The following is an 18,274-nucleotide window of genomic DNA, read 5'->3' on the forward strand; positions in this document are numbered from 1 at the left end:
CCTCCCGGGCTTGTCGCCCACAGGACAGGTGTCGCTGTCGTCGTCATCCGGTCAACGTCCGGTCGGCGGTAAAGATTCCCGTTCCGGGTCATGCGTCGCCCGTCGTGCCGCCCCTTGTTGTACCCACCAGTGCCCGGTTTGTCACATCTGATAGAAAGTGTCACCCAGTGAATTCACTTCTTCAGCGCGCAGTAACGGTCCGCCTGGCAAGCCAAAGGCGTACACTACCGGCCTTTCACTTCAACGTCTAAATTCGCTCCGGCACCGGGTTGCCCGCAGCGGCCACCGCCTGCTTGATCGGTACCCGCGTGAGCAGTACGGAACCGAGCACGAAGAAGACCACCAGAGAGATGATCGCGTCCCGATAACTGCCGGTCAGCTGGTACGCGAGGCCGAACACCAGCGGTCCTAGCCAGCTCAGCCCCCGGTCGCTCATCTCGTACGCGGAGAAGTACTCGGCCTCCTTGCCGCGCGGCACCAGATGTGAGAACAGCGACCTCGACAGCGCCTGGCTGCCGCCCAGCACCAGACCGATCGCCCCGGCCAGAGCGAAGAACCAGACCGGCGCCCCGGCCGGCAGGAAGTATCCCGCCGCCAGAATCAGTGTCCAGACAGCGAGCGAGGCGAGAATCGTCCGCTTGGCCCCGTGGGTCCGCGCGAGCCGCCCCATGCCCAGCGCGCCCACGACCGCGAGCACCTGGACCAGAAGCACCGCGGTGATCAAGGTCGTCTGATCGAGGCCCAGCTCCTCGGAGCCGTAGACCGACGCCTGCGAGATCACCGTCTGGACCCCGTCGTTGTAGATCAGATACGCCAGCAGGAACGACAGCGTCAGCGGATGACGGCGCATGTCCCGCAGCGTTGCCAGCAGCTGCCGCCAGCCGGACCCGACCGCGCCCTCGCCGCTCGGCGCCACCCGCCGGTCCCTCAGGCGCCGCAGCGGTACGAGAGTGAAGGCGCCCCACCACAGTCCTGCCGACGCCAGGCAGATCCGTACCGCCGCCGACTCCGAGAGTCCGAAGGAATCGTGGCCCGAGTACAGGACCAGATTCAGTACCAGCACCAGCGCCCCGGACGTGTAGCCGAAGGCCCAGCCGCGCGAGGAGACCGCATCTCGTTCCTCCGGCTCCGCGATCTGCGGCAGATACGCGTTGTAGAGGACCATCGACACCGACAGCGAGGCGTTCGCGACGATCAGCAGGAACGCGCCGAGCAGATACCGCTCGCCCTCCAGGAAGAACATTCCCGTCGTCGCCGCCGCCCCCACGTAGGCCGCCACCGCCAGCATCGGCTTCTTGCGCCCGGTACGGTCCGCGGCCGCGCCCGCCAGCGGCATCACCAGTACGGCGACGACGACCGAGACCGAGACCGCGTACGGGAAGACCGAGCCCGCGCGCACCGGGATGCCCAGCGGATGCACAAACCCGTCGGCGTCCGCGGCGGCCTTCGCCACCGCGGTCAGATAGGGCCCGAGGAAGACGGTCAGCACGCTCGTCGAATAGACGGAGCACGCGAAGTCGTAGAAGTACCAGCCGCGTTGCTCGCGTCTGCGCTCATTCGTCCCGGTGGTCCGGTCCGCGGTGTCGGTCGTCACGCCGCGCCCCCTCGCTCGTCCCGTTGTGCAGACGTACGAGGTTCAGACCCAGACTCCCCGGTCGGTCAGTACCGTGCGCAACGTCTCCAGATGATCGGTCATGATGCCATCCACGCCGAGGTCCAGGAGCGCTGCCATCCGATCCGGGTCGTTCACGGTCCAGACATGGACCTGCAGACCGCGCTCGTGTGCCGCCCGCACGAAGCGCCGGTCCACCACCCGGATGCCGTTCTGCGACTCGGGGACCTGTGCGCACACCGCGCCCATCCGCAGGGCGGCGGGAATGCCGTACGAGCGCAGCCGCAGGCCCAGCACACCCCGCACGCCGTACGACGTCGCGAGGCGCGGACCTGCCAGCCGCATGGCGCGCGCCACCCGGCCCTCGGAGAACGAGCCGATGCACACCCGCTCCCAGGCGCCCGCCCGGCGAATCAGATCGACCAGAGGGACCAGCGCGGGTTCGGCCTTGATGTCGACGTTCCAGCGGGCGTCCGGGAACTCCTCCAGCAGCTCCTCGAACAGCGCCAGCGGTTCCCTGCCGCCCACCCTGGCCTGCTGCACCTCGCTCCAGGGCAGCGCGGCGATCTTGCCCCTCGCGTCCGTCACCCGGTCCAGCGTCGTGTCGTGGAAGGCGACCAGCCTGCCGTCCGCGGTCGTGTGGACATCGGTCTCGAAGTAGCGGTAACCAAGATCGGCGGCTCGCCGGAAGGCGGCCGCTGTGTTCTCGATCCCGTCGGCCGCACCGCCGCGATGGGCGAAGGCGAGCGTGGAGGGATGGTCCAGATAGGGGTGGAGTACGCGCGTCACTTTGGCAGTATCGCCTGCTCCGGTGTCCCCGCGGCGACGACCGTGCTGACAGTGCCCTGATCGGAGATGGCGAAGACGCGCAGGAACAACTGCGCCAGGGGACCGATCGCCAGCGCGTAGGCGACCGTGCCGACGCCGACCGTGCCGCCGAGCACGAAACCGGTCGCCACCACGGCCACCTCGATGGCCGTACGGACCAGCCGGATCGAGCGGCCCGTGACCCGGTGCAGACCCGTCATCAGGCCGTCACGCGGCCCGGGGCCGAAGCGCGCCGCGATATACAGGCCCGTCGCCACGCCGTTGAGCACGATGCCGCCGATCAGTACCGGAATCTGCACCGCCAGTCCGCGCGCGTCCGGCACCAGGGCGAGCGTGCCGTCCATCGCGATACCGATCACGAAGACATTGGAGACCGTGCCGAGCCCGGGCCGCTGTCTGATCGGGATCCACAGCAGCAGCACAGCCGCGCCGACAATGATCGAAACGACTCCGATCGTCAGCCCCGTCCGCTCGGCCAGACCCTGATGCAGCACCCCCCAGGGTTCGAGCCCGAGACCGCCGCGCACCAGGAGCGCCGAGCTCACTCCGTAGAGGGCCAGACCGATGTAGAGCTGCAGCAGCCTGCGGGTGAGAGGAGTGGACACTGCGGTCACTTGACGCCCCCTGGTGGCGGGTGTGGACTGGCTCATGACACTCTGTGGCTACGGAACAGATACCAACCATGGCCAATTCGAGGAAGGTGGACTGACTTCCATGACGCAGTGGACCTCTGCGGTGGGGGCGGCGCAGCTCGCCCGGCAGCTCACCTCCCAGCAGCCCCGCCCGGCCGGGCCCGGCGCCCGCAAGCCGCCCGCCTACCGCGCACTGGCAGACGGCATCCGGCTGCTCGTCCTCGAAGGCCGCGTCCCCGTCGCCGCCCGGCTGCCCGCCGAACGTGAGCTCGCGCTGTCGCTGTCGGTCAGCCGCACGACCGTCGCCGCCGCCTACGAGGCACTGCGCGCCGAGGGCTTCCTCGAATCCCGCAGGGGAGCGGGCAGCTGGACGGCCGTGCCCGCCGGGAACCCGCTGCCCGCACGCGGCCTGGAACCCCTGCCGCCCGAGTCGCTCGGCTCGATGATCGACCTCGGCTGCGCGGCCCTGCCCGCCCCCGAACCCTGGCTCACCCGCAGTGTCCAGGGCGCACTCGAAGAGCTGCCCCCGTACGCCCACACTCATGGCGACTATCCGGCAGGGCTGCCCGCGCTGCGGCAGATGCTCGCCGACCGCTACAGCGAGCGCGGCATCCCGACCATGCCCGAGCAGATCATGGTCACCACGGGCGCGATGGGCGCGATCGACGCGATCTGCCATCTCTTCGCCGGACGCGGTGAGCGCATCGCCGTCGAGTCCCCCTCCTACGCCAACATCCTTCAGCTGATGCGGGAAGCGGGCGCCCGGCTCGTGCCGGTCGCCATGGCCGAAGGGCTGACGGGCTGGGACATCCCGCGCTGGCGTCAGGTGCTGCGGGACGCCGCACCCCGTCTCGCCTATGTGGTGGCCGACTTCCACAATCCGACCGGCGCCCTGGCCGACGAGGACCAGCGCCGCCGCCTCGTCGACGCGGCACGCTCCGCCGGCACGGTACTCGTCGTCGACGAGACCATGTCCGAGCTCCATCTGGACGAGGGCATCGGCATGCCCCGGCCCGTCTGCGCCTTCGACCCGGCGGGCAGCACGGTCCTCACGGTCGGCTCGGCCAGCAAGGCCTTCTGGGCGGGGATGCGCATCGGCTGGGTGCGCGCGGCTCCGGATGTGATCCGCTCGCTGGTCTCGGCCCGTGCGTATGCCGACCTGGGCACGCCCGTCCTGGAACAGCTCGCGGTCAACTGGCTGATGCAGACCGGCGGTTGGGAGGAAGCGGTCGCCATCCGCCGCGGCCAGGCGCGGGAGAACCGCGACGCTCTGGTCGGGGCGCTGCGCAGGGAGCTGCCCGACTGGGAGTACGACGTGCCGAGCGGCGGGCTCACGCTCTGGGTGCGCACCGGCGGTCTTTCCGGCTCCCGGCTCGCCGAGGTCGGCGAACGGGTGGGTGTGCGGGTGCCCTCGGGGCCCCGCTTCGGAGTCGACGGGGCCTTCGAGGGCTATGTCCGGCTGCCGTTCACGGTCGGCGGACGGGTCGCGGACGAGGCGGCAGCGCGGCTGGCAGCCGCGGCCCGGCTGGTCGAGACGGGCGCGACGACAGGGACGGAAGCGCCGAGGACGTTCGTCGCCTGACGGGACGCGTCAGCTCTCGGCCGGTACGGGAGCCGCCACGGGTTTTGCCAAGGGATCCGCGACCGGATCGGGTACGGCTCCGGTCTCCGCCTGGTCCTGCCGCTCCGGCAGCAGCGCCAGCACAGCACGGCGCTGTGCCTCGCTCGTCGCCTCGTCGTACGGGTCCGGCGTCGCCGGCACCTGGATCCTGAGCACCGGACCCGTACCGAGCCGTGCGTAGCCGCGACCCGGCGGGACCTCGGGCGTAGGCGTGGTGTGCGGCCGGGTTCCGAGGACGGACTCGACCTGCTCGAAGGCGGCCGGGCCCAGCACGATCCGCGCGCGGGTGTGCGTCCGCAGGGTCTCGGTGAGCGAGTCCAGGCTGTCGAACTGCTCGGCCACCACCACCGTGACCTGTGCGGCCCGGCCGTGACGCAGCGGCACCTGCAGCAGCTGCTGCGGATCGGTGTCCCCGTCGGCCGCCGCCAGATGACCGAAGATGCTCGGCCTGTCCAGCAGGATCCACAGCGGGCGCCTGGTGTCGTCGGGCGCAGGATGCCCGGCCTGCCGGGCACGGTTGGCGGCGATCAGCCGCCGCTCGGTCTCGTGCGCCGCCCACTCCAGGCTCGCCAGCGCACCGGCGAGAGAGCACTCGACGGCCAGCACGCCCGCCCGCCCCGTGAGACAGGCGTACTCCCCGGTGCCGCTGCCTTCCACGATCAGTACGTCGCCGTGCTGCAGGGCCTGGAGCGCGATGGATCGCAGCAGGGTCGTGGTGCCGCTGCCGGGCCCGCCGACCGCCAGCAGATGCGGCTCCGTCGAGCGCGGTCCGGTGCGCCAGAGGACCGGAGGGACGTCATGGGTCTCCGCGCCCTCCGACACCGGCACGGTGCGCCGCACGGCGTCGGCATCGGTGAAGCCCAGCACGGTCTCGCCGGGGACGGTGACGAAACGCTGGGCGGCGATGGCGGTGGACAGGGCCGGCAGCACGCTCATCACGAGCCGGTTGCCCTCCTCGTCCCAGGTGAAGAGATACTCGCGGCCGCGCCCGGACTTGGCGTGCAGCAGCTGCTCGATGCGGGCCCGGGACTCGGCCTCGCCGTCGGTGAAGTAGGCGGGATAGGCCACCCGGAGCCGGGTGAGGCGCCCATTGCCGTCGAACTCGTAGTCGCTGAAGGCCTTGCTCCAGTCGCCGCCGTGGGCGAACAGCGGAGCCGGGTCCTCGGCGACGGAGAAGTGCGGCACGAGCGCCTCGTAGAGGGCTCGCAGCCGGCCGGCCTCCGCCTCGTCCGGGCCGTTCTTCACCGGCGTACGCACCCGGCCCTTCCAGGCGGCCGCGGCCATCACCGAGATCAGGGCGACCAGCGGCCCGTACGGGATGAGCGCGACCACCAGGACGCAGGACGCGACCAGGAACAGCGTGGGACCACGCCTTTCCTTGGGTGTGGCGGCCCATCTGTGCCGGGCCATGACGGCCAGCTGCCGCAGGCCGCGGGTGATGGTGATCAGCGGATGGAGGACGTCTGTGGCGCTGTCGGCGGCCGTGCGCGCGATCTCCCGGCTCCGGGCGATCTGTGCGCTGCCGCTGCTGAGAATGCGGGGGAGTGGTCGCCGGGCCACATCGGTCTCCTGAAGGTGCTGGGGGTGCACATGGTGTCGGCCGGTACTGCGGGAGTCAGAACTTGATCCCGCCCAGGAGGCTGGCGAGACTCGCGCTGCCGGCCTTGATGCTCGGCGCGATGGCCGTGCCCGAGATGAAGAAGCCGAAGAGCGAGCAGACGAACGCGTGCGAGCCCTTGAGCCCGTCCTTCCTGAAGAAGAGGAAGACGATGATGCCGAGCAGCACGACGCCTGAGATGGAGAGGATCATGAGTGGTTCTCCTGGTTGAGGGGACAGTCACCATGAGTACTTCCATGCTCACAGGAAGCATCTATGTGATAAAAGGTGCAAATGGGTGAAATTCCCCTGATTTCACTCGACTGGCGGACGCCGGACTTCCGGCCGGGGGGCACACTGCGCGGTTGCGCTGCACAGTGCCTTCCCCGTGGTGATCCTCTGCCGCGGCCGGGCCGCCTCTTGTCGCAGTGCGGGCAGTACCCTGTCGATTCACTCGTACGGCTGCTCCTGCCGTGCGCCCCAGGTCAACGCAGTGAAAGGCGGTCCCTCCGATGAGCGAAGCCCCGGATCCCGAGGTGATCGAGCTCGCCACCAAGGTCTTCGACCTGGCGCGCCAGGGAGAGACCGAGGCGCTCGCCGCGTACATCGACGCCGGGGTGCCCGCCAACCTCACCAATGACCGTGGCGACACCCTCGTGATGCTGGCCGCCTACCACGGGCACGCCCCGGCCGTGAAAGCGCTTCTCGCCCGCGGCGCCGAGCCGGATCGGGCCAACGACCGCGGCCAGACGCCGCTCGCTGGTGCCGTTTTCAAGAGCGAGGACGCCGTCATCCGCGTACTGCTGGCCGGCGGAGCCGACCCGAAGGCAGGGACGCCGTCCGCCGTGGATACAGCGCGGATGTTTGGGAAGACAGACCTCCTGGAGCTGTTCGGCGACCAATGAGCGGTCGCTGTAAGGCCGTTGACGGATTGTTGAGCGGTCGCCGACAGGTCGCCGGGAGGGACGCCGTAAATGTGGTCGCGGTGGCGATATGGGTGGGTCATCATGACGTCGGGCCCTGCCCCGGACTTCATCCGGGAGTTCCCCTGGGGCCACCGACGAGAGGCAGAGGAAGATGGTCTACACCAAGCGGAAGACAACGGGCGGCCCGACATGTTGCTGCGCGGCCTAGGCATCTCCACTCCCCGGTTGCGTCGACAGCTTGATGTGAGGCTTTTCCCATGTTCGATCCAGTCATAGCGCCGAGCGGCACGCTGCTCGGCCTGCTGCAGAGGGGCCGCGGTGACGGCACGCTGCACGCGCTGGCAGCGCCGCGCGCCGAAGCGCTCGCCGCACTCAACCACTGCGTACTGAACGACCCCCGCCACGACTGGCAGGTCGAGAACCGCTCCCTGTACTACGCGCGCCTCTACCTGGATCTCCACGGCAGTCTCGAGGAGATCGAGCGCCACCTGTGCGACACCGACGACCACCTCGACACCGACGAGGCCAGGACGGGCCTCGCGCTCGCGGTGCTCGGGCATCTCGCCTCGTACGGAAGGGGCGACGCCCTTTCACTGCTGCGGCGCTATGCCGCGAACGGGGCCAACTGGGCCTGGGCGCTCGACGAGCTCGCCCTGCGCGACAACGACTCCGGCCTGCGGGCGCTGGCCCCCTCCGTACTCGCCCGTTTCCCGGCCACCCCACAGGGCGAGGCCGAACTGGCCGTCGCCGTACGCGACGCCTTCGAACCGCGGCCGTGGCGGCTGTGGGCCGAGGACCGGCGTGAGGCGATCGGCGCCCGGGTACGCGCCGCCCAGGAGGCGGGCTCCTTCGACCGCTGGCAGCGCCAGATGCGGCCCAGCGGGCCCCGCCCCGGCTGGAGCGTCCAGGCGGTCTTCGACTGGGCCGACCAGGGCCTGGAGCGCGGCAGCGCCCTCCATGTGCCCGCAGCCCGCTGTCTGTCCGCGGTCGCAGGGCCCGAGGACCGGCCCGCCATCGTCGAAGCCGCACGCGCGGGATCCGACGGTGCGCGCTGCGCCGCACTGCACTATCTCGCCGAGTCACGCGACACCGTCGTGCTCGACCTCATCGAGGCCGCCGTGTCCGGCGGCTCCCACACCGTCGCCGAGGCAGCGGTCTCCGCCTTCGAGCGAATGTGCGGCGACGAAGCCGTCGACCGGGCCCGCGGCTGGGTCCACCGGCCCGACGCCCTCGGCGCATCGGCGGCGGGCGTGCTCGCCTGCCGGGGCACGGCGGGCGACGCCCCGCTGGTGCTCGGCGCGCTGCGCGAGACCGTACGGGCCGACGGGCCCGACGCCACCCTGCTGTGGACCCTCGTCGACGGAGCCGGACGGCTCGGCATCGCCTGCGCCGCACCCGTACTGCGCCATGTCTACCGCGAGACCGCGTCCTCGCAGTTGCGCGGCCGCGCGGCCCGCGCGCTCGCCGCGACCGACCCCTCCTTCCCCACCGGATTCGCCGTCGAATGCCTGTGGGACTGCGAGGAGACCACCCGGGAAGTCGCGGCCCTGCATGCCGAGACCGGCGATGTGCGCGTGGCCGAGCGTTTGCGCCGCCTGGCCGCGGATCCGGCCGAAGAGGCAGAGGTGCAAACCGCCGTACGCAGCAGAATTGGCCCGGACATGCCTGCGGTGTGACATTCCGGGCGCGAAACGGCGTCGGCCACAAACGCTCATGGGACGTTTCCCGAGCGGAAAGATCCACGTTGGGTCAGCCACCCCGGGTGCGACGACAACACGGGTATGCGAGTCGTCATCGTCACCGAATCCTTTCCGCCAGACGTCAATGGTGTGGCGCACTGCGCCCTGCAGACCGCCCGGCACCTCGCCGCGCGCGGTCATGACCCGCTCGTCATAGCCCCGGCAGTCGCCGGGGCCGACGACTCCGACCGAACCGCACCCTGCCCCGTGGTGCGCGTCCCCTCCCTGCCCCTTCCCGGATATCCCCAAGTACGGGTGGCACTCCCCAGCCGCCGCGTCGCGGCGGCCATCGCCGCCCACCGGGCCGACCTCGTCCACCTGGCCAGCCCGTTCGTCCTCGGCGTGCGGGGCATGGCGGCCGCGGCACGGCTCGGCCTGCCGGCCGTCGCCGTCTATCAGACCGACCTCGCCGGATACGCGCGCACCTATGTGGGCGCCGGCGAGGGCGCCGCGTGGCGGCGCATCCGTACGGTCCACAGCGCCGCGGACCGCACGCTCGCCCCTTCCAGCGCAGCCCTGCGCGATCTGGAGGAGCACGGTGTCGAACGGGTGCGGCTGTGGCCGCGCGGCGTGGACACCGCACGTTTTCGGCCGGAACTGCGGGACGGGGAACTCCGTCGCGAGCTCGCACCGAACGGCGAGCTGATCGTCGGCTACGTCGGCCGCCTCGCACCCGAGAAGCACGTGGAGCTGCTCGCCGGGGCCTGCGCGATGCCCGGCGTACGCGTCGTGGTGGTCGGCGACGGGCCGAGCGAGACCACCCTGCGCGGAGCGCTGCCGGGGGCCGTCTTCCTCGGCCGCAGGACGGGCGACGACCTCGCCCGGATCTTCGCCTCGCTGGACGTCTTCGCCCACACCGGTCCGTACGAGACCTTCTGCCAGACCGTGCAGGAGGCCATGGCCAGCGGTGTTCCGGTCATCGCCCCCGCAGCGGGCGGGCCGCTCGACCTCGTCGACCACGGGCGTACGGGCATGCTGGTCGAGCCGAGGGACGTGGACGCGGTGTCCATGGCCGTCGCCACGCTGGCGGCCGACCCGGGGCTGAGGGCCGCCTACGGGCTGGCGGGACGCGCCGCCGTCGAGGGCAGGACCTGGGCCGTGATCGGGGATCTGCTCCTCGACCACTACGCCGAGGTGCTCGGAGCACGCACGGCGGTGGCTGCATGAGCGCGCTGCGGATCGTACGGCTCGCGAACTTCGTCACCCCCGCCTCCGGCGGTCTGCGTACCGCGCTGCGCGAGCTCGGCAAGGGCTACGCCGCCGCGGGCCACGAGCCCGTGCTGATCGTGCCCGGTGACGTGGAGAGCGACCGGATGACGCCACAAGGGCGCGTCATCACCCTGCCGGGCCCCGAGCTGCCCGGCACCGGCGGATACCGCGTGCTGGCCGCCCGGCGGCGGCTGCGGGACGTCCTGGAGCTCCTGGAGCCCGACCGGATCGAGGTCTCCGACCGCACCACCCTGCGCTGGACGGGCGAGTGGGCGCGGCGTCACCGCATCCCCTCGGTGATGGTCTCCCACGAGACGGCCGACGGGGTGCTGCGCACCTGGGGTCTTTCCGAGTCCGTCGCCGCCCGGACCGCGGACCGGCTCAACCGCCGCACCGCCTGGGCGTATTCGCGGATCGTGTGCACCACGGAATGGGCGGAGCGGGAGTTCATCCGCATCGGGGCGCGCAATGTCGTACGAGCGCCCCTCGGCGTCGACCTGCGCCGCTGCCGACCGGGGCGGCGCAGCACGGTGCTGCGCGCGAAGCACGCCGCAGGCGCCGAGGTGCTGCTGCTGCTCTGCTCCCGGCTGTCGGTGGAGAAGCGCCCGGGCATGGCCCTGGACGCGCTCGCCGAGCTTCGCGAGCGGGGCGTACGTGCCTCCCTCGTCGTCGCGGGCGACGGTCCGCTGCGGGCCGTGCTGATCCGCAGGGCCCGCGCCGAGCGGCTGCCCGCGCAGTTCCTCGGCTATGTGGGCGACCGCGAGGCGGTGGCCGATCTGCAGGCGGCGGCGGACATCTGCCTGGCGCCGGGGCCCGCCGAGACCTTCGGGCTCTCGGCACTCGAAGCGCTCGCCTGTGGCACCCCGGTCGTCGCGAGTGCCTCGTCCGCCCTGCCCGAGGTGATCGGGGACGCGGGAGCGGCCGCGCTCGACACACCGACGGACTTCGCCGACGCGGTGCAGAAGCTGCTGGACCGTCCCGAGGGCGAACGCCGCGAGGCGGCCAGGGCCCGGGCCGAACTCTTCGACTGGCAGCGGTCGGTGGACGCCTTCCTCACCGCGCACGACGCTCCCCGGCTGCGCGAGCGGGCACACGGAGAGGGAGTGGCGGCATGACGTCCGCACCCGCACCCGCGACCGCGCTCGCGGACGAGTCGGAGTCGCAGGGCGGGGCCTGTGGCGCCCGCGATGCCCCGGCAGTCGTGGTGGCCACCGCCACCACGCTGCCCGTACCGCGCGCTTCGGAGGCCGGCATCGTGCGCCTGGGCGGCCACGGCGGCGTACTGGAGCGGGGCCTCGCCCAGCCCGCCGAGGAGCACGGGATGGCCGAGGTCACCGAATGCGGCGGCAGCGACCACACCACAGGTGTCGGCGCGGGCGAGCCCGCTCCCGTACCCGCGACGAGGCCTCTGCGCTTCGTCGCACTCGGGGACTCCCTCACCGAGGGCGTGGGGGACCGGGTCGCCGACGAGTGGCGCGGGTGGGCCGCCCTGCTCGCCGACGGGCTCGGCTGCCTCCAGGAGCCCGCGGAGTTCCGCAAGCTCGCCGTCAGTGGCGCCCTCACCCGGGACGTCGCCGAACGGCAGACCCCTGAGGCACTGGCGTTCGCACCGGACATCGCGTCCGTGCTCGTCGGCGTCAACGACACCCTGCGCCGCACCTTCGACATCGAGGACATGGCCAGGCAGCTCGACTCCGTGTGCGCCCGGCTCACCGCGCGCGGCACCGTGCTGCTGACCGCCTGCCTGCCCGACCCCGGCAGCATGCTCGGGCTGCCCTTGCCGCTCGCCCGCCCGCTCGCGAGACGTCAGCGGGCGGTCAACACGGTCGTCCACGCCCTGTCCGACCGCTACGGCGCCATACATCTGCATGCCGCGGAGGCGTCCTGGGTCGCCGACCGGACCATGTGGAGCGCCGACCGGCTGCATCCGGGCGAGCGCGGGCACCGGATGATCGCGCGGCGTTTCCACGAGCTGCTGACCGAGCGCGGTCTCGCCCACGGGACCGCGCCCGGCAGCGACCCCGAGCAGGCCCCGCCGAGCCGTGCCGCGGCCGTGCTGTGGCTCGCCACGGCCGGGACCGCCTGGGTGGCGCGCCGCTGCACCGATCTGCTGCCGCAGCTGATGCGGCTGGCGGGTGCGGAGGTACGCCACTGGGCGCGCGGCACCAGCGAACGCCTGGATCGCAGCGCCGAGCACGCGTTGTCGGCGGCGCTTGCTGCCGTGTCCCTGGACGTTCCGCTTGCCAGAATGGGGGAATGAGCGGGCTCTGGGAATTCTGGATCGACCGTGGCGGCACCTTCACCGACATCGTGGGCAGACGACCCGACGGACGGCTGGTGTCCCGGAAGCTGCTCTCGCACAACCCCGAGCGCTACCGGGACGCGGCCGTCGCCGGGATCCGGCTGCTCCTGGGTGTGGGCCCCGACGACCCCGTTCCCGCCGACCGGGTCGCCGGTGTCAAGATGGGCACCACCGTCGCCACCAACGCCCTTCTGGAACGGCGCGGCGAGCCGACCGTCCTGGTCATCACCGAAGGCTTCAGGGACGCGCTGCGCATCGCGTACCAGAACCGCCCCCGCCTCTTCGACCGCCGGATCGTGCTGCCCGAGGCGGTGTACGAGCGCGTCATCGAAGTCCCCGAACGCGTCGACGCGCGCGGCGAGACAGTACGGCCCCTCGATCTCGACGCTGTCACCGAGCAGTTGAAGGCCGCCCACGCCGACGGCATCCACAGCGCCGCGGTCGTCCTCATGCACGGCTACCGCCATCCCGGCCACGAGAAGCGCGTCGCCGAAGCCGCCCGCGCGCTCGGCTACACCCAGGTCAGCTGCTCCCACGAGGTCAGCCCGCTGATCAAACTCGTACCGCGTGGCGACACCACCGTCGTCGACGCCTATCTCTCGCCCATCCTGCGGCGGTACGTGGACGAGGTCGCCGCCGAACTCGACGGCATCCGGCTGATGTTCATGCAGTCCAACGGCGGGCTGCGCGAAGCGGCCCACTTCCGCGGCAAGGACGCCGTGCTCTCCGGCCCTGCGGGCGGCGTCGTCGGTATGGCCCGTACCGCCGAACAGGCCGGATTCGGCCGGGTCATCGGCTTCGACATGGGCGGCACCTCCACCGATGTGTCGCACTTTGCGGGCGAGTTCGAGCGTGAGCTCGGCACCCAGGTCGCCGGTGTACGGATGCGCGCACCCATGATGAACATCCACACAGTCGCCGCCGGCGGCGGCTCCGTCCTGCACTTCGACGGCCGCCGCTACCGCGTGGGCCCCGACTCCGCGGGCGCCGTGCCCGGACCGGCCTGCTACCGCCGCGGCGGTCCGCTCACCGTCACCGACGCCAATGTGATGCTCGGCCGGATCCAGCCCGACCACTTTCCTGCGGTCTTCGGGCCCGGGGGCGACAAGCCCCTGGACGCCGACACGGTGCGCGAGCGCTTCACCGTGCTCGCCGGTGACGTGCACAAGGCGAGCGGCACCCGGCGCACACCCGAGGAGGTCGCGGCCGGATTCCTGGAGATCGCCGTCCTCAACATGGCGAACGCGGTCAAGAAGATCTCCGTACAGCGCGGCCACGACATCACCCGCTACGCGCTGGCCTCCTTCGGCGGCGCGGGCGGCCAGCACGCCTGCGCGGTTGCCGACGCACTCGGCGTCAACACCGTGATCGTGCCGCCGCTGGCCGGGGTTCTGTCCGCCTACGGCATCGGGCTGGCCGACGCCACCGCCATGCGCGAGCAGTCCGTGGAGGCGGAGCTGGACGAGGCCGCCCTCGGGCGCGTACGCATTCTCTGCGACGAACTCGCCGCGCGCACCCGCGCCGAACTGCGCGCCGACGCCGTCCCCGACGCCGCGATCACCACGCACGCGCGCGTGCTGCTGCGTTACGCCGGAACGGACGCCGCCCTGCCCCTGCCGCTGGACACCGTGGCCGCGATGAAGGAAGCCTTCGAAACGACCCACCGTTCGCGCTACGCGTTCACCATGGACAAGCCGCTCGTCGTGGAGGCCGTCTCCGTCGAGGCCGTGGGCGCGGCGGGGGAGCACGGCGCGTACGTCGTCGATGAGATCGCGGGCGACGGGGAGTTCGCCCCGCGCGCGGTGGTCCGCATGTTCGTGGACGGCGAGCGGCGCAGAACACCCTTGTACCACCGAGCGGATCTGCGCCCCGGAGATGCGGTCGAAGGACCGGCGATCATCGCCGAGGCCGACGCCACGACCGTCGTCGACCCGGGCTGGCGCGCGGCCGCGGACGAGGGCGGGCACCTTCTGCTGACGCGCGTACGCCCCCGCCCGGGCAGGGTCGCCGTGGGCACCGACGTCGACCCGGTGCTCCTGGAGGTCTTCAACAACCTCTTCATGGCGATTGCCGAGCAGATGGGCGTACGCCTGGAGAACACGGCCCACTCCGTCAACATCAAGGAACGGCTCGACTTCTCCTGCGCCCTCTTCGACGACGAGGGCAATCTGATCGCCAACGCACCCCACATCCCCGTCCATCTCGGCTCGATGGGCGAGTCGATCAAGGAGGTGCTGCGCCGCAACGAGGGCGCGATGAAGCCGGGCGATGTGTACGCGATCAACGACCCGTACCACGGCGGCACACATCTGCCCGATGTGACAGTCGTGACGCCCGTGTTCGAGGGGGACGAGCTGCGCTTTCTGGTGGCTTCGCGCGGTCACCACGCCGAGATCGGCGGCATCACCCCCGGCTCCATGCCCGCCTTCAGCCGCACCGTGGAGGAGGAGGGCGTGCTCTTCGACAACTGGCTGCTCGTGCGCGACGGGCGGCTGCGCGAGGCCGAGACCCGGGAGCTGCTGACCACGGCCCGCTACCCGTCGCGCGCCCCCGACACCAACCTGGCTGACCTCAGGGCCCAGATCGCCGCGAACGAGAAGGGGATCGCCGAACTGCGGCGGATGGTCGACCAGTTCGGGCTCGACGTCGTGCACGCCTATATGCGCCATGTGCGGGACAACGCCGCGGAGTCGGTGCGCCGCATCGTCGCCGGGCTGAACGACGGCGCGTACCGCTACCGGACCGACGGCGGGGCGGTCATCCAGGTGGCCCTCACCGTGGACCGCGAGGCGCGCGGCGCCGTGATCGACTTCACGGGCACCTCGCCGCAGCAGCCGGGAAACTTCAACGCACCCAAGTCCGTGGTCATGGCGGCGGTTCTGTATGTGTTCCGGACGCTGGTCGCCGACGACATCCCACTCAACAGCGGCTGTCTGGAGCCGCTGGAGGTGCGCGTGCCAGACGGCTCCATGCTCGCGCCGTCCCACCCGGCCGCCACGGTCGCGGGCAATGTGGAGACCTCGCAGGCCGTCACCGGCGCGCTGTACGCGGCGCTCGGCGTCCAGGCCGAGGGCTCGGGCACCATGAACAACCTGACCTTCGGCAACGACCGCGTGCAGTACTACGAGACGGTGGCCAGCGGCTCGGGCGCGGGAGAGGGCTTCGACGGGGCGGATGCCGTCCAGACCCATATGACCAACTCGCGCCTGACCGACCCCGAAGTGCTGGAGTGGCGCTACCCGGTGCGCGTGGACGCCTTCGCCGTACGGGAGGGCAGCGGCGGGCGCGGACGCTGGAACGGCGGCCGCGGAGTGGTCCGCAGGATCCGCTTCCTGGAGCCGATGACGGTGGCTCTGCTCACCGGGCACCGCCGCGTCCCGCCGTACGGCATGGCGGGCGGCGGGACGGGCGCGCTCGGCAAGAACCTGGTGGAGCGGGCCGACGGCAGCATCACGCAGCTCCAGGGCGTCGATTCCGTGGATGTCGGCCCCGGGGACGTGCTCGTGATGAACACCCCGGGCGGCGGGGGATACGGCACCCCCGAACCGTAGTCAGCGAACCGGGACGAAGCGGATGGGTATCCCCGGCGCGGCCTGTGCGGCCGCCGCGAGATCCCGCTCGTCGACGACCGCGATCACCGGATAGCCGCCGGTGGTCGGGTGATCGGCGAGAAAGACCACAGGGCAGCCGTCCGGCGGCACCTGAACGGCTCCAAGGACCATGCCCTCGCTGGGAAGTTCGCCGTTGGACGCGCGCTCCAAGCACGGGCCTTCGGTGCGCAGACCGATGCGGTTGCTCGCGGACGAGACCCGGTAGGCGCCACGGGCGAGCGTGCTCAGCGCCGCATCCGTGAACCAGTCATGGCGTGGCCCGAACCGTACCCGCAGCACCAGCTCGGCGGGCGGGGCCGGATGCGGGACGGCGTCCACGCGCGCGTGCCCCGCGGGCGCGCCGCCCAGGGGGAGCACGGCTCCGTCCGCGAGCGGCGAGGGACCGAGGCCCGAGAGGAGGTCCGTGGACCGGCTGCCCAGCACAGGCTCCACGGCCACCCCACCGCCGAAGGCGACGTAGCTGCGGACGCCGAAGGCCGCGGGCCCGATGTCCAGCAGCGCTCCCGCGGGCACCCGCACCGGCGCGCCCCACGCCGCCGGCCGCCCGTCCACGGTCACGGGACAGGGCGCCCCCGCGACAGCGACTGACACCTCGCAACGCGGCCGTACGGCACAGCCGTTGAGGGTGGTCTCCAGGACCGCGGCCTCCGGCAGGTTGCCCACGAGCCGGTTGACCAGCCGGGCGGCCGGCGGATCCAGCGCTCCCGAGCGCGGCACCCCGAGATGGGCATGCCCGGGCCGCCCCAGATCCTGCACGGTGGTCAGCGCCCCGGCCCGTACGACGGCGAAGGCTCGGTCCGTCATCGGCGCTCCGGAACGAAACGCACCCGGGTCCCCGGCGACAGCAGTGCGGCGGGCTCCCGCGCCGGATCCCACAGCACGGCGTCCGTCGTCCCGATCAGCTGCCAGCCGCCGGGCGAGGAGCGCGGATACACCCCGGTGTAGGGGCCCGCCAGCGCCAGCGCCCCCGCCGGAACCGAGGTGCGCGGGGTGGCCCTGCGAGGCACCGCGTACTGCTGCGGCAGCCCGGTCAGATAGCCGAAGCCGGGCGCAAACCCGCAGAAGGCGACACGGAATTCGGCCGCCGAATGGATCCGTACGACCTCCTCCTCCGTCTCCTGCCACAGTGCCGCGACATCCGCCAGATCGGGCCCGTCGTAGCGGACGGGTACCTCGATGGCGTCCTGCACGCGCGCGTGGAGTGCCGGAATCTCCCACTCCATGAGCTCACGTGCGAAGTGCCCGGGCCTGTCGAGTCCGTCGAGCAGCACGGTACGGGCGGCGGGCACGATCTCCCGGATCGGGGGCAGCGAACCCGAGGCGCGGCGGCGCAGCAGTTCGGCATGGAGTGCCCCAGCCTCGTCGCCGTCGGCCAGTTCGACGAGCAGCGCCCGGTCACCGACCGGCAGGGCTCTCATACGAAAGCCTCCACACGGACTCCCACGGTCTCCAGTTGCCGCCGCACCCGGCGGGCAAGGGTGACCGCCCCCTCGGTGTCGCCGTGCAGACAGAGCGAGCGGGCCCGCACCGGGACCGACTGTCCGCAGCGCGAGGTGAGCACCCCGAACCGCGCCATGCTGACGGACCGTTCGACAACGGCGGCCGGGTCGCTGAGCACCGCGCCGTCCTGTCCGCGCGGCACGAGCGTGCCCTCCGCGGTGTAGGCGCGATCCGCGAACGCCTCGGTGACGGCGGGCAGTCCGGCCTTCTCGGCCATGGTGTGCAGCTTCGACCCAGGCAGCCCGAGCAGCGGCAGCCGTTCGCCGGACAGCAGTACGCCGTCGACGACGGCCGCCGCCTGCTCCTCGTCGTGGACGACCCGGTTGTAGAGAGCGCCGTGCGGTTTGACGTACGAGACACGGGCCCCGGCCGCCCGGGCGAAGATCTCCAACGCCCCTATCTGATAGGCGATCTCGGCGGACAGTTCGTCCGGCGGGACGTCCATGGAGCGCCGTCCGAACCCGGCCAGATCGCGGTAGGAGACCTGGGCGCCGATCCGCACCCCGCGCTCCGCCGCCAGTTGGCAGACGCGCCGCATGGTGGACGCGTCCCCGGCGTGGAAGCCACAGGCGACATTGGCGCTGGTGACGACGGACAGCAGCTGTTCGTCGTCGGTCAGCCGCCAGCGGCCGAAGCCCTCGCCGAGGTCGGCGTTGAGATCGATGGACGCCCAGGTCATGTGCTCCCCATTCCTTGT

At 71.7% G+C, this 18,274-nt stretch carries 15 protein-coding genes; 7 read left to right on the plus strand and 8 right to left on the minus strand.

Features of this window, described 5'->3' with window-relative positions; genetic code table 11:
* Positions 1 to 247: 247 nt before the first annotated feature.
* Genes OHA61_RS33345 through OHA61_RS33355 form a run of 3 tightly spaced genes read right to left on the minus strand, consistent with a single transcriptional unit; the run spans position 248 to position 3,090 of the window.
* Positions 248 to 1,594, minus strand: a complete 1,347-nt coding sequence (locus OHA61_RS33345; protein WP_406306141.1) for an MFS transporter — start codon at positions 1,592 to 1,594, stop codon at positions 248 to 250.
* 42 nt (positions 1,595 to 1,636) lie between these two features.
* Positions 1,637 to 2,401: a glycerophosphodiester phosphodiesterase gene (locus OHA61_RS33350; RefSeq protein WP_406306142.1), complete on the minus strand. Its 765-nt coding sequence runs from the start codon at positions 2,399 to 2,401 to the stop codon at positions 1,637 to 1,639.
* Positions 2,398 to 3,090, minus strand: a complete 693-nt coding sequence (locus OHA61_RS33355; protein WP_406306143.1) for a YitT family protein — start codon at positions 3,088 to 3,090, stop codon at positions 2,398 to 2,400. The genes OHA61_RS33350 and OHA61_RS33355 overlap by 4 nt, the downstream gene beginning before the upstream one ends.
* Before the next feature lie 64 nt (positions 3,091 to 3,154).
* Here OHA61_RS33355 and OHA61_RS33360 point away from each other — a divergent pair, with 64 nt between their 5' ends.
* Entirely contained in the window at positions 3,155 to 4,654 is a 1,500-nt protein-coding gene (locus tag OHA61_RS33360) for a PLP-dependent aminotransferase family protein (RefSeq protein WP_406306144.1), read from the plus strand.
* Positions 4,655 to 4,663: 9 nt separating this feature from the next.
* Here the strand turns inward: OHA61_RS33360 and OHA61_RS33365 are convergent, their stop codons facing one another.
* Both OHA61_RS33365 and OHA61_RS33370 read right to left on the minus strand, forming a co-directional pair.
* Positions 4,664 to 6,253 (minus strand): hypothetical protein, encoded by a 1,590-nt coding sequence (locus OHA61_RS33365; protein WP_406306145.1) that lies wholly within the window; start codon positions 6,251 to 6,253, stop codon positions 4,664 to 4,666.
* 55 nt (positions 6,254 to 6,308) lie between these two features.
* The gene (locus OHA61_RS33370) at positions 6,309 to 6,503 is read right to left on the minus strand and encodes a hypothetical protein (protein WP_142215972.1); all 195 of its coding nucleotides are present in this window, start codon (positions 6,501 to 6,503) and stop codon (positions 6,309 to 6,311) included.
* 299 nt (positions 6,504 to 6,802) lie between these two features.
* Here OHA61_RS33370 and OHA61_RS33375 point away from each other — a divergent pair, with 299 nt between their 5' ends.
* The 6 genes from OHA61_RS33375 to OHA61_RS33400 all read left to right on the plus strand — a co-directional run bounded on the left by OHA61_RS33375 (position 6,803) and on the right by OHA61_RS33400 (position 16,017).
* The gene (locus OHA61_RS33375) at positions 6,803 to 7,195 is read left to right on the plus strand and encodes an ankyrin repeat domain-containing protein (RefSeq protein WP_406306146.1); all 393 of its coding nucleotides are present in this window, start codon (positions 6,803 to 6,805) and stop codon (positions 7,193 to 7,195) included.
* A gap of 278 nt (positions 7,196 to 7,473) precedes the next feature.
* Positions 7,474 to 8,892, plus strand: a complete 1,419-nt coding sequence (locus tag OHA61_RS33380; protein ID WP_406306147.1) for a HEAT repeat domain-containing protein — start codon at positions 7,474 to 7,476, stop codon at positions 8,890 to 8,892.
* Between the two features lie 105 nt (positions 8,893 to 8,997).
* The gene (locus OHA61_RS33385; RefSeq protein WP_406306148.1) at positions 8,998 to 10,122 is read left to right on the plus strand and encodes a glycosyltransferase family 4 protein; all 1,125 of its coding nucleotides are present in this window, start codon (positions 8,998 to 9,000) and stop codon (positions 10,120 to 10,122) included.
* Positions 10,119 to 11,279: a glycosyltransferase gene (locus OHA61_RS33390; protein WP_406306149.1), complete on the plus strand. Its 1,161-nt coding sequence runs from the start codon at positions 10,119 to 10,121 to the stop codon at positions 11,277 to 11,279. The genes OHA61_RS33385 and OHA61_RS33390 overlap by 4 nt, the downstream gene beginning before the upstream one ends.
* Positions 11,276 to 12,424 carry an SGNH/GDSL hydrolase family protein gene (locus tag OHA61_RS33395; RefSeq protein ID WP_406306150.1) on the plus strand — a complete coding sequence of 383 codons (1,149 nt, stop codon included), beginning with the start codon at positions 11,276 to 11,278 and terminating at the stop codon, positions 12,422 to 12,424. Before OHA61_RS33390 ends, OHA61_RS33395 begins: the two co-directional genes overlap by 4 nt.
* On the plus strand, positions 12,421 to 16,017 hold the full coding sequence (locus tag OHA61_RS33400) for a hydantoinase B/oxoprolinase family protein (protein WP_406306151.1): 3,597 nt from the start codon (positions 12,421 to 12,423) through the stop codon (positions 16,015 to 16,017). The genes OHA61_RS33395 and OHA61_RS33400 overlap by 4 nt, the downstream gene beginning before the upstream one ends.
* Here OHA61_RS33400 and OHA61_RS33405 read toward each other — a convergent pair whose 3' ends face one another.
* From OHA61_RS33405 to OHA61_RS33415, 3 genes are read right to left on the minus strand one after another with little or no spacing between them, the layout of a single operon-like run.
* The gene (locus OHA61_RS33405; protein WP_406306152.1) at positions 16,018 to 16,881 is read right to left on the minus strand and encodes a biotin-dependent carboxyltransferase family protein; all 864 of its coding nucleotides are present in this window, start codon (positions 16,879 to 16,881) and stop codon (positions 16,018 to 16,020) included. It abuts the gene before it with no gap.
* Positions 16,878 to 17,495 carry a 5-oxoprolinase subunit PxpB gene (gene pxpB / locus OHA61_RS33410; RefSeq protein ID WP_406306153.1) on the minus strand — a complete coding sequence of 206 codons (618 nt, stop codon included), beginning with the start codon at positions 17,493 to 17,495 and terminating at the stop codon, positions 16,878 to 16,880. Before pxpB ends, OHA61_RS33405 begins: the two co-directional genes overlap by 4 nt.
* Complete coding sequence (locus OHA61_RS33415; RefSeq protein WP_406306154.1) at positions 17,492 to 18,256, minus strand: LamB/YcsF family protein; 765 nt, start codon at positions 18,254 to 18,256, stop codon at positions 17,492 to 17,494. The genes pxpB and OHA61_RS33415 overlap by 4 nt, the downstream gene beginning before the upstream one ends.
* Positions 18,257 to 18,274: the final 18 nt, after the last annotated feature.

The sequence above is a fragment of the Streptomyces sp. NBC_00885 genome, from assembly GCF_045207475.1.
Lineage (GTDB): Bacteria > Actinomycetota > Actinomycetes > Streptomycetales > Streptomycetaceae > Streptomyces.

Coding starts and splice junctions, on each gene's coding strand:
- pxpB (WP_406306153.1), bottom strand. CDS start 17,495: ATGAGAGCCCTGCCGGTCGGTGACCGGGCGCTGCTCGTCGAACTGGCC.
- OHA61_RS33385 (WP_406306148.1), top strand. CDS start 8,998: ATGCGAGTCGTCATCGTCACCGAATCCTTTCCGCCAGACGTCAATGGT.
- OHA61_RS33355 (WP_406306143.1), bottom strand. CDS start 3,090: ATGAGCCAGTCCACACCCGCCACCAGGGGGCGTCAAGTGACCGCAGTG.
- OHA61_RS33400 (WP_406306151.1), top strand. CDS start 12,421: ATGAGCGGGCTCTGGGAATTCTGGATCGACCGTGGCGGCACCTTCACC.
- OHA61_RS33360 (WP_406306144.1), top strand. CDS start 3,155: ATGACGCAGTGGACCTCTGCGGTGGGGGCGGCGCAGCTCGCCCGGCAG.
- OHA61_RS33380 (WP_406306147.1), top strand. CDS start 7,474: ATGTTCGATCCAGTCATAGCGCCGAGCGGCACGCTGCTCGGCCTGCTG.
- OHA61_RS33415 (WP_406306154.1), bottom strand. CDS start 18,256: ATGACCTGGGCGTCCATCGATCTCAACGCCGACCTCGGCGAGGGCTTC.
- OHA61_RS33390 (WP_406306149.1), top strand. CDS start 10,119: ATGAGCGCGCTGCGGATCGTACGGCTCGCGAACTTCGTCACCCCCGCC.
- OHA61_RS33375 (WP_406306146.1), top strand. CDS start 6,803: ATGAGCGAAGCCCCGGATCCCGAGGTGATCGAGCTCGCCACCAAGGTC.
- OHA61_RS33395 (WP_406306150.1), top strand. CDS start 11,276: ATGACGTCCGCACCCGCACCCGCGACCGCGCTCGCGGACGAGTCGGAG.
- OHA61_RS33405 (WP_406306152.1), bottom strand. CDS start 16,881: ATGACGGACCGAGCCTTCGCCGTCGTACGGGCCGGGGCGCTGACCACC.
- OHA61_RS33370 (WP_142215972.1), bottom strand. CDS start 6,503: ATGATCCTCTCCATCTCAGGCGTCGTGCTGCTCGGCATCATCGTCTTC.